At 44.7% G+C, this 8,544-nt stretch carries 11 protein-coding genes; 5 read left to right on the plus strand and 6 right to left on the minus strand.

The features are described 5' to 3' along the window. Positions 1-77: 77 nt before the first annotated feature. Positions 78-320, minus strand: coding sequence for a hypothetical protein (locus F6K57_RS30770; RefSeq protein WP_293071963.1), 243 nt, complete (start codon positions 318-320; stop codon positions 78-80). 353 nt (positions 321-673) lie between these two features. Between F6K57_RS30770 and F6K57_RS30775 the strand changes: the two genes are divergently transcribed. After that, the gene (locus F6K57_RS30775) at positions 674-838 is read left to right on the plus strand and encodes a transposase (RefSeq protein WP_293071964.1); all 165 of its coding nucleotides are present in this window, start codon (positions 674-676) and stop codon (positions 836-838) included. 115 nt (positions 839-953) lie between these two features. After that, positions 954-1,232 carry a hypothetical protein gene (locus tag F6K57_RS30780; protein WP_293071965.1) on the plus strand — a complete coding sequence of 93 codons (279 nt, stop codon included), beginning with the start codon at positions 954-956 and terminating at the stop codon, positions 1,230-1,232. Between the two features lie 52 nt (positions 1,233-1,284). On the opposite strand, the gene F6K57_RS30785 is transcribed toward F6K57_RS30780, so the two are convergent. The 3 genes from F6K57_RS30785 to F6K57_RS30795 form a co-directional block, all read right to left on the minus strand. Continuing rightward, complete coding sequence (locus F6K57_RS30785) at positions 1,285-2,340, minus strand: catalase family protein (RefSeq protein ID WP_293071966.1); 1,056 nt, start codon at positions 2,338-2,340, stop codon at positions 1,285-1,287. 72 nt (positions 2,341-2,412) lie between these two features. Continuing rightward, positions 2,413-4,002 (minus strand): GMC family oxidoreductase, encoded by a 1,590-nt coding sequence (locus F6K57_RS30790; protein WP_293071967.1) that lies wholly within the window; start codon positions 4,000-4,002, stop codon positions 2,413-2,415. 406 nt (positions 4,003-4,408) lie between these two features. Beyond that, the gene (locus tag F6K57_RS30795; protein WP_293071968.1) at positions 4,409-4,651 is read right to left on the minus strand and encodes a hypothetical protein; all 243 of its coding nucleotides are present in this window, start codon (positions 4,649-4,651) and stop codon (positions 4,409-4,411) included. A 164-nt stretch (positions 4,652-4,815) separates the two neighbouring features. Between F6K57_RS30795 and F6K57_RS30800 the strand changes: the two genes are divergently transcribed. After that, complete coding sequence (locus F6K57_RS30800) at positions 4,816-5,040, plus strand: hypothetical protein (RefSeq protein ID WP_293071973.1); 225 nt, start codon at positions 4,816-4,818, stop codon at positions 5,038-5,040. Here F6K57_RS30800 and F6K57_RS30805 read toward each other — a convergent pair whose 3' ends face one another. Further along, a complete protein-coding gene (locus F6K57_RS30805; protein WP_293071969.1) occupies positions 5,041-5,766 on the minus strand; it encodes a hypothetical protein in 726 nt (241 codons plus the stop codon). Between the two features lie 95 nt (positions 5,767-5,861). Here F6K57_RS30805 and cobU point away from each other — a divergent pair, with 95 nt between their 5' ends. Together cobU and F6K57_RS30815 are read left to right on the plus strand one after the other, a co-directional pair. After that, positions 5,862-6,452: a bifunctional adenosylcobinamide kinase/adenosylcobinamide-phosphate guanylyltransferase gene (gene cobU, locus F6K57_RS30810; protein ID WP_293071970.1), complete on the plus strand. Its 591-nt coding sequence runs from the start codon at positions 5,862-5,864 to the stop codon at positions 6,450-6,452. 98 nt (positions 6,453-6,550) lie between these two features. Then, positions 6,551-6,982 carry a hypothetical protein gene (locus tag F6K57_RS30815; protein ID WP_293071971.1) on the plus strand — a complete coding sequence of 144 codons (432 nt, stop codon included), beginning with the start codon at positions 6,551-6,553 and terminating at the stop codon, positions 6,980-6,982. 197 nt (positions 6,983-7,179) lie between these two features. On the opposite strand, the gene F6K57_RS30820 is transcribed toward F6K57_RS30815, so the two are convergent. Next, positions 7,180-8,544: c-type cytochrome (locus tag F6K57_RS30820; protein WP_293071972.1), on the minus strand; the 1,365-nt coding region annotated here is incomplete at its 5' end.

Here is an 8,544-nt window from a genome sequence, read left to right on the forward strand (position 1 = left end):
CTAACGTCAGTTTTGGATAAGGAGGAGGGAAGCAGGTAGGCTGAAAGTGCCAAGTCAACCCTCCGCTTGCCCCATGCTTAGTATAGAAGACCTGCCCATGCCATGTCGTTCGCGTAGGGTGCCCGATCGGGCAATGACTTCTGCGTGCGCATTTGAACCCTTCGGTCACAGACCACTACTAGGAGCGGGCGCAGAATACCGCCATCGGTGATCGGGTCGATGTTTGAGTGAACGGATGACGATTCTGATTGCCTTTGATCAAATGGGCTACTGCACTTTTGAGGACTTTTAGCAAAAACTGGTTCAACCTGACACCGCACGATGCAATTCCTGGTCTGGTGAGGGAATCACGTTTGGTACAGTTACTCCCTTCAACCGAAGTTACCCCTGTGTGCTTACCTGGGATACTGCTTTGGTTCAAATACCGGGGTGAGTTTTATCGATTCGGTGAAGCTGAAAGTCTGCTCACTTTCGTTCCCGTAGCGTGCCCGATCGGGCACGGATTTCTCAACATCGTACCTTTTCTGGACAGGCAGCGCGGGGTTTGAAGTTACCGTAAGAATAAAGAAGCCTTATTTTATGAGTTTTAACCTTTTTACCCATAGCCTTTCGCCTATAAAGGCTTCTTTATTCTAAGGTTTCATCTGGGGACGCACTTCTTTTGACTGGTTCTTTGGCAATAAGGCTTGATCTGGTGGTCAATGATTGCCCAGAACTACTCAATATCACCCTGACACCGGGGAATGTAGATAACCGGAAACCCGTTCTCGAGCTGGTCTTTTGCTTGACGGGTAAGCTGTTTGGAGACTTTGGCTACATCTGCGGCAAAACTCAGTGAACAACTTTGGCCTGCGCCACGGGTTTACAACTGATTACCCCGTTGAAAAAGAACATGTTGAACCGACTCCTGCGGTTCTGGGACAAGCTATTGCTCCGCAGGCAAAGCATTACCCTTGACCATCCCAGACCAGTTGAAGAACATTTCTGTGATTGAGCACACCCGCCATCACAGTCCCGTCAATTTTCTGATTAATCTGTTGGGTGGGCTGATTGCCTATTGCCAAAGCGCCCAAAAAGCCTTCCCTCTGCCTAGAACAGGTATTACCTGGTTCCGCTTAACCAAAACTGACGTTAGCCTAATGAGGTACACAGGATTTTTTCCCTGTTCCCTGATCCGAAGTTCCCTCTTCTCTGTTACCTGTTCCGGTGATCCGCTGTTCCCTGTTCCCTAAAACCAAAAAATTTGTACCTCACCTAATTGAAAACAGGTATAGTTTAGAAACTCTAATCAGAATTAATTTTAAAGACAGAGAGAAATTCTTCTAGGGTAGGTTCTCGATGAGGAACGTCATTTATTTTATTCCGAAGTCTAGCTAGCTGTTCGTAAACTAGCTTACGAGGACGGTTAATTCCTCCTAATGGTCGATGTTCAGGTAGAGAATGCCATGGGGTGAATGATAAATTCTCACAAAATTCTATCTGCTCAGGGGAGTCAATTGTCTGAGCAGGAATCTTAAGAGTAGCTACCTTTTGAAAAGGTGATGTCCACTCGACGGTGGGATCTTCAATGGGCATCCGCTCAGGGTCAGTCTGAAACTGAATGAGGAAATCAAAACAAGCTGCGTTGTTTTTTAGATGTGCCTTCACAGCTTCCCTGAGATAGTCTTTGGTTCTAGGAACAAACCTAGAATCCATGGACTGGTTTTCAGGATATGGTTTAACGGTAAACTTAATTGCCTGGGAGCCTAGTTTATAGGGGGTTGCGCTCCAATACTGAGTTGCCAAAGGATTACTGATCTTATTAGTGCGAACTGCTAAGGCGATCTGCATCTCCCGCCACCGCCATTTCAACGGATTTAGTCCAGGGAAGAAAAACTTGATCGGATTCCTGTTCTTAATTCTGCCAATTTCCCGGAACACCTCAGCGTAATCCTTGGCATTTTTAATCAGAAAGACTGGTAGATCGATCATCAAAAAGTCCTGAGTTTCCTCATGCTTTTCATCTTCCAAGATCTTTTCCCCTGACACCCCCATCAGTTTAATAGCCATGCCATGGGCATCACCTTTAAAGTCATTCTGGACGCTGAAATTCGAGAAACGAATACAAGCAGTAAAACGCTTCCCTGGCTCTTTGAACACACCAACCCTAATGTTGTTATCTTCCGGAAGATCCGGATCGATGATAAATTCACACCTCATACAACCATGACCTTTACCATGTTCTGCACGTTGAGCAGGGGGCTTTTTGCTAATAAATTCTTCTTCTATTTGGGCAATTTCATTAGTATATTGTGTTTCATCTGGCGGCACATATTCTTGACCAAGTTCTAATTTAGTCATATGTTTCTCCTCAAAAGTTCAAGTAGAAAGTAGGTTAATTTAATAAATGTCTGTTCGATAACACTCTGCTATTTAGAATTGACTGCTCATCAAATGAGCTATCCTTTCAGCCAGGGCGGCAATAGTCATTGAGGGATTACGCCCGATTGCTTTAGGTATAATCGAGCCGTCAGCAACATAGAGATTTTTGTAGCCAAACACCTCACCAAGATGATTGACAACACCATCATCAATGGTATTACCCATCTTGCATCCTCCCAAGGGATGTACTGTGACCATACTTTTGAGAACCTTCCAATAAAAGGGAATCTGGAGTTTTCCGCCGTTAGCTTCGGAAAGCTGTTGGTGCATGGCAAGAATAGAATCGATTGTGGCTTCTGACTCAGAGATGTTCCACTTAAGTTGGATATCCTGCTTCCAAGGTTTGAACCATTGGCGTCCTAGAACAAGTTGACCGTCAGAAGCATCAACTCCTGCACCTAGCCAAACCATGACATTGCTCAACGGATTCTTTTCATCGAGACCACGGCGTAAGTGATTACGTAGTGCCATCGCTAAAAGACCAACTCCACTGGAATTTAGTTTGGCATTAAGGGCATTGAGCAGAAGGTTGGGGAAACCATCATCTTCGATGATAAAGCGGTGACCGTCGATGCTACCATCCATAAATTCCAGACCAGCCGAAATAGTCGGAGCGATGGACTGCTGAACGTCAACTTCCTTGCCATAAAAATCAGGAGTGAGAACATTAGCATTAGCACTCCAGTTTTGACCTAAGACTGCACTAATCTGAGGTAAGGTTTGATATTGGTCACGGCATCTTAGCAACAGCTCAGTAGAACCAAGGGAACCAGCAGCTAAAATGACTCGTTCGCTACGCTCCTCCCCACGAATCAATCGACCATCTTGAATGCGATCGAAGATAACCCGATATCCCTGGTTGTCTGGTTGAATATATCTTACTATATGCAGAGGTCTAACTTCTGTGCCATGCTGTTCCGCTACTGGAATATAGTTTAAATCTAGAGTGTTCTTCGCTTTAACCTCACAGCCAAGATCGCAATTTCCTAGATGAATACAAGTCCCTTGTTCTTGTCCTTGGGGATTAACAAAGGTCTTGGAATGTTTAGGATCAAGGGGATCTTCTAGGTCATAATTCCACTCTGGATCGAATGATAAGGCTAAGGGAAGGCTCTTAAAGCGATCGCTGTGACCCAGTTTTTCCGCTGCCGTCTGTAGTAGTTTATACCGTTCGGGGTACTGACTCGAAGGTATTTCTTGTACCCCTAACATGGAAGCTACTTGATCGTAGTAGGGCACCAATTCATCATAAGTAATTTCTGATGGCCAATCTGCGTCGAATCGTTCGGGGTTTGCTTTCATCACCACGCTGGAATAACATAGAGAACCTCCACCAACTCCAGCCCCCAAAGTAATAGCCATCCCTGGATAAAATCGTAGATCCAACCAGCCATTATACTTTTCTGGCTTTGTGTGCTCAAAAATCCAGGCATCTTTAGGTTTACGAGGATATTGAGCCACGCTCCAGCGTCGTCCCCTTTCCAGGACTAAAACTTTTGCCCCAGCTTCTGCGAGGCGACAGGCAGTAACCGAACCACCAAAGCCACTACCAATAATAATGACATCGAACTTCTGACTCATGAAATTCCTCCATAAAGATAAAAATCGTCATAATTCCTACCTTGGTCTTTAGACTTGTAACTGTTCTCTAGTTTTGGGAATAACGATAAAGCAATAAAGCTGTTTTTCCCACGGAGAAAGTGTATAGTAGTAGTCTTTAGACCTCTTGCAAAAGTCTTTCGTGGTACAATGGAAAATTTTGCAATTTTTGATTTAGGGTACACTTAAGACTAACAAACTTGCTTTGTACTCTCTTTGTGTATAAGCCTAGTATACAATTCAGCTAATTTTTACCAAAACTATCATTATAACTCAAAATACTTTTGCAACAGGTCTATTAATTTACTTAACTAACGTCAGTTTTGGATAAGGAGGAGGGAAGCAGGTAGGCTGAAAGTGCCAAGTCAACCCTCCGCTTGCCCCATGCTTAGTATAGAAGACCTGCCCATGCCATGTCGTTCGCGTAGGGTGCCCGATCGGGCAATGACTTCTGCGTGCGCATTTGAACCCTTCGGTCACAGACCACTACTAGGAGCGGGCGCAGAATACCGCCATCGGTGATCGGGTCGATGTTTGAGTGAACGGATGACGATTCTGATTGCCTTTGATCAAATGGGCTACCGCACTTTTGAGGACTTTTAGCAAAAACTGGTTCAACCTGACACCGCACGATGCAATTCCTGGTCTGGTGAGGGAATCACGTTTGGTACAGTTACTCCCTCCAACCGAAGTTACCCCTGTGTGCTTACCTGGGATACTGCTTTGGTTCAAATACCGGGATGAGTTTTATCGATTCGGTGAAGCTGAAAGTTTGCTCACGTTCGTTCCCGTAGCGTGCCCGATCGGGCACGGATTTCTCAACATCGTACCTTTTCTGGACAGGCAGCGCGGGGGTTGAAGAACATTTCTGTGATTGAGCACACCCGCCATCGCAGTCCCGTCAATTTTCTGATTAATCTGTTGGGTGGGCTGATTGCCTATTGCCAAAGCGCCCAAAAAGCCTTCCCTCTGCCTAGAACAGGTATTACCTGGTTCCGCTTAACCAAAACTGACGTTTGATTAAGCCTTATTCAGCTGAGAGTGCATCACAGTTAATGTTTCTGCTAGTTGGCTAAGGCGATCTTCGAGGTATTTTTTCCGAATTAACAGTTGTCGCAGTTTTTGATAACGAGCGATTGCCATGCTCACACTGGGAACCTGATCTGCTGGACAAGACCTTGACCAAGATTGACCCTGTTCATCCAAGCCACAAAGACGGTAACCAGTACGAGGAGATTGATACGTAACATTAGTATTCGATTGCTCAACCCCTTCATCCACATAGTCCATCATCCGGTCACCATTGGCTAGTCTTACTGTCCCTATGGCATCTTGGGGTTGACTCGCTTGAGACTCTAACCAGCCATCAACAATTGGTCCTTCTAAGTATAGGTCTTGAATTTGCCGGAGGATTGTGTGCAGTTCCTGCTGCCAACCCAGAACAATTCCCTCAATGTCTTGCAACAGATTCATGGCCAAAGCTGGGTTAGCACCATGACGATGGTTTCCCAGTTTAGGGTATTTCAATCTAGGCAGAGTCGGTATCTTCTGTTCATCCTGGCGAGTGGGGAACGGTTGTACTGCCATAGAGAAAGAAGGTTCCTTTTTAGTTCTACGACTTACTACATCTGCCTGTTGGTGATTAGTTTGATCAGCCACAGCTGGGGATGGTTGTGGTGAATCAGTGGCACTAGCTTTTGCTAACTGATTTAGTGTTGTCTCGATCCGTCGCAATTTTGATTTCATGAAGACTGATTTGAGGAAATATTAGTTGATCTCAAGGGCTAAGATGGCCATTATTCTGTTAATTTTGGCTCAAGCGAAGATAAGTCCTAATAGCCTTGAATACTACCAAATTTACCAGTAATTTAATTTTGGTCACCGGACCATCCAGGTCTGGCAAAAGCGAGTGGGCAGAAACCCTGGCGATGCAGACTGGCAAATCGGTAATATACGTTGCTACTGCCACAACCAACCCGGATGATCCAGAGTGGCTGGCCCGGATTGAAAAACATCAGCAGCGACGCCCAAGTTCCTGGACAACCCTTTTGGTACCACTGGACTTGCCAGGAACAATTACCAACTATTCTGACATCAATCACTGCCTGTTAGTAGATTCTCTAGGAACCTGGGTTGCCAATTGCCTAGAACAAGATGATACCGTTTGGCACCAAACGTTACAAAACTTATGGAAGAGTTTGACCAAGGTTAAAGGTTCTGTAATTTTTGTTGCAGAAGAGGCTGGCTGGGGAGTGGTTCCAGCTTATCCTATGGGTAGGTCGTTTCGCGATCGCTTGGGAAATTTGGTCCGTCATTTGGGGCACTTGGCTAACCCAGTCTACTTAGTCACCGGTGGTCATGTGCTTAATCTCAGTATCCTGGGTCAACCGTTACCCTATAAGGGTACTCTTGGCGAATCACCTCAAACCTAATTAAATCCATCCCAAGAGGGGAAAGATACCGGCAGTGGAGAAGAAGCCTCCTAGCTCAGTCGTTCATTAACGGATTAAAACTAACTACTAACAAAGCCATGGCATCTGAACCACAAGTCAAACGTTATCTCACCTACTGGTTCCAGTTAGGCAAAAAAGTTGTGATGCGCAATGGTTTTTCAGCTATACAGCCACAATCACTTACAAATGGCAAGCACTACAGCCAAGAATTTGAAACGATTTGGCAGCTAGCTATTTCACCAGAAACTGGTGATTGTTACCTAGAAGGAACTGAGGCACCAATTGCGGATTTATTAACACCCAAGTGGGATATACTGCCTTGTCCCCGTTGTGATATGCCTGTACCCATTAAAAGTGCTGGGATACCACCAACCTGTTGTCCCTGTTTTGATTTACCCACATGGCCCAATACAGAATTGCCAGCACCACGAGATCCAGTGTGTAGTCAAACCGAACTAAGAGGGATTTGCGATCGCTTAAATAAAATTACTGATAATAGAATTACTTAAGAGAGTAGAAAAAAAAATAAAATACTAGTTTTTAGCTTGTAGAGTCGCCCAAAAAAAATTGGTTATTTTGATAATTGCTAAAGAGCGACTCTCGTTTAATTCAAAGTTAAAGATTTCACTAAAAGCGATTAGTTGAATTGCAGCATATGGGGCAGATAAACTCCCCCATATGCTAGTGCTTTAGAAAGCCGATTATATCACAGAGTTTTCAGATACTCAATCAAGGCTTTCTTATCCTGTTCAGGTAAATCAGTACCATAGAGATGTCCTTGGTTACCGTTAGCTATAACGCTAGTATCGTATTTGAAACCCTCCTTCTCAGCTTTTTCTCCCTCCGAGACAAAGCCAACTTTTTCAGGATCATAGACATCATATCCCCGGTAAAATACCTTCGTCCGCTTCTCAGGAGTTTCCAGTAAATTGGTTAGGTTAGGCACCGAACCATTATGGAGATAAGGAGCTCTTAGCCAAAGTCCATCAAGGGCTACTGCTACATAACCATTAGTCTTACGCAAGTAGTCAAAGTCCCATTCATAGCCTTCAGCGTACTCATTATAAGCATCAGCTGCTTCCTGAGTCCACATATCTAAGCGGTTGCGGTCAGTACCAATCTCATCGATCTCAATAACAGTTCCTGTCCGTTCTCCACCAAAAGCATGGCAGGATGCACAGCTATTAGCAAAAATCTCACTACCTTTTGCTGCCAATGTCTGATTAACCTCAAAAGGATATGGGGGAGGAGGTAATTCAGTAATATAATCTTCTACCCGCTTTAAACCTTCGATATTAATCGACTTCCTAGTAGCACCATCACTGATTGCCCCAGTCTGGATGGTTTCCGTCAGTGAGGTTTCTAAGCCATCCCAATGATAGGCAAATCCTTCATGCATCTTTTGATTCCAAAGGGGCATCATGTCGGAGTTGTCAACAGAATCATCTAGAGGCTGATCTAAGTATCGAAACTTAACAGGGTTGAACGGAGATATCCGACCAGGTCCCCAGTCCGGACGGGAATCCATCCACGCATATCCTTCCTCAAGTTCCAGAATTGATTTCCTGGTCTGAGGAATAATTACATAGCGATAAAGTAGTTGATCAAACCAAGAAAGCTCATAATTATATCCAATTTCTCCAAGGATATAGTCGGCTGTAAATCGTGGATCATTGGCGCAAGCTTGCAGAAATCGGAGGTAGCCTTGATGATCAAACTTATTTGACGGCCCTGCTGCAATAATCGTGGGTTTATCTTTAGGAGTTTTGCGAAATGTAGCCGTATGACAAGCAGCACAAGTTAGGCCCTGACGGGGAAAACCAATAGTTTTTTTAGAAAACCCAATGGGCAATTCTTTCCCCTCTTCCCAGGTAATTCCCACAGAGGTATAACCACCGGGTCCTGGTAGTTTATCGGGAAATATCCGGGGAAGCACCAGCCAAATTAAATACGGTACACCTTCAGCCTTTTCTGTGCCAATGGAACCATACTTGAAGTGTTCTTCTGGCGACTCATAATCGTAATAGGTGGGAGGATTGGGGTCTTCTCGAAATAGGTTGTACCATCCCAC

This window comes from Moorena sp. SIO4A5 (genome assembly GCF_010672005.1).
GTDB lineage: Bacteria > Cyanobacteriota > Cyanobacteriia > Cyanobacteriales > Coleofasciculaceae > Moorena.

What these genes read in the sequence shown, in the direction of transcription:
- F6K57_RS30790 (WP_293071967.1), bottom strand. Translation starts at nt 4,002, where the DNA reads ATGAGTCAGAAGTTCGATGTCATTATTATTGGTAGTGGCTTTGGTGGT.
- F6K57_RS30785 (WP_293071966.1), bottom strand. Translation starts at nt 2,340, where the DNA reads ATGACTAAATTAGAACTTGGTCAAGAATATGTGCCGCCAGATGAAACA.
- F6K57_RS30815 (WP_293071971.1), top strand. Translation starts at nt 6,551, where the DNA reads ATGGCATCTGAACCACAAGTCAAACGTTATCTCACCTACTGGTTCCAG.
- F6K57_RS30805 (WP_293071969.1), bottom strand. Translation starts at nt 5,766, where the DNA reads ATGAAATCAAAATTGCGACGGATCGAGACAACACTAAATCAGTTAGCA.